This is a genomic window from Streptomyces ipomoeae 91-03, from assembly GCF_000317595.1.
In the GTDB taxonomy this organism is placed as follows: Bacteria; Actinomycetota; Actinomycetes; order Streptomycetales; family Streptomycetaceae; genus Streptomyces; species Streptomyces ipomoeae.
The window spans coordinates 1-1250 of record NZ_AEJC01000453.1; the positions used below are offsets into that span (position 1 = coordinate 1).

Genomic DNA, 1250 nt, shown 5'->3' on the forward strand with positions numbered 1-1250 from the left:
ACAGATCCGGCTCGGGCAGCACCGGCCGGCCCTCGTCCTCGGCGCGCCTGAGGCGCATCGCCAGCCGGTCGCAGGCCGAGGTGATGATGTCCCGCTCCCGCTCGCTGAGCTCCGGCGGATGCGAGCCGGGCCAGGTCAGGAAGACCGCGCCGTAGGTGGTGTCGCGGGTCGCCACCGGCAGCGCGGCCAGGGCGAAGGGGTAGGGCAGGATCACGGCGATACGGGGGTAGCGGCGGGCCATCTGCTCCTCGCCGCTCACCCACACCAGCCGCCGGTCCCGTACCGCCTCGGAGACCGGGACCGGCGCGCTCAGCCCGACCCGCTCCCACGGCGCGACGAACGATCTCGGCAGCCCCGCCATGACCGCCATCTCCAGCACGGGCTCGTCGGGCGTCAGCAGGTACACCGCGCCGGAGTGCGCCTGGACGTCGTCCATCATCGAGGCCAGCGCGAGCGACAGCAGCGGATGGCCCACGCGTGCCGCCGTCTCGACGGTCGTCCGCCCCCGTGACGCGTGGACGTCGGACATGCCGACCACCTCCTCGCCACCCGTGCCACAGGCCTTCGCGTCAAGGCTCCCTCTTGGCGGCCGGGCACGCACGGCGAGGGCCCCGCGACGACCATGCCCCTGTCGGCCGGGCGGCGGTCCGGGCCCCGAACGGTCCCAGGGGCTGCGCGACCGGGGCGGAAGCGCTGTAATTGCGGACGTGGTCAGTGAGGGCGCGGCGGAACGCGGAACGAGAACGTTGCGTGCCGAACTTGCCCTCAAGACCCTCACCGGCGACCTCGAACCACACGAGCGCCTCCACGCCATCCTCGAACAGATGCTTGTCTTCACGGGGGCCGCGGTCGCCGCCGTGTACACCCCGGACAGCGACCTGCTGTCCCTGGTCGCGTCGGCCGGCGTCCCGAGGAACCTGTACGGGCTGCGCGACAGCTACCGGGCCTCCGGCGAGGCCCCGGTCGCCGAGGTGTGCCGCTCCGGACAGCCACGCCGGTTCGGCCCCGCCGAGCTCCACCGGGACGCCGACGTCCGCCGCGCCCACGTCAAGGACTTCTCGCTGGCCGTGCTGCCGCTGCCCGAACGCGGCTGTCTGGTGGCCGTGACCGACGACGCCGACGGCTTCGACGCCGAGGAACGGGAGTGCCTCGAACTCCTCGCAGAGGCGGTCACCTCCGCCGTCCCGCCCGTCGGCGCGGGTGCCGTGTTCGACTACGCCATGGACACCGGGCAGGTCGAGGTGGGGGAC

Annotated in this window: 1 protein-coding gene and 1 pseudogene; one reads left to right on the forward strand and one right to left on the reverse strand. The window is 73.5% G+C overall.

Annotation, left to right across the window (positions count from 1 at the left end; all coding sequences use genetic code 11):
• A pseudogene (locus STRIP9103_RS29855) lies at positions 1-529 on the reverse strand (GAF domain-containing protein); the annotation flags it as partial.
• Between the two features lie 178 nt (positions 530-707).
• On the opposite strand from STRIP9103_RS29855, the gene STRIP9103_RS29860 reads away from it, so the two are divergent.
• Positions 708-1250 (forward strand): GAF domain-containing protein (locus STRIP9103_RS29860; protein ID WP_158696920.1); only part of this gene is annotated, 543 nt, incomplete at its 3' end.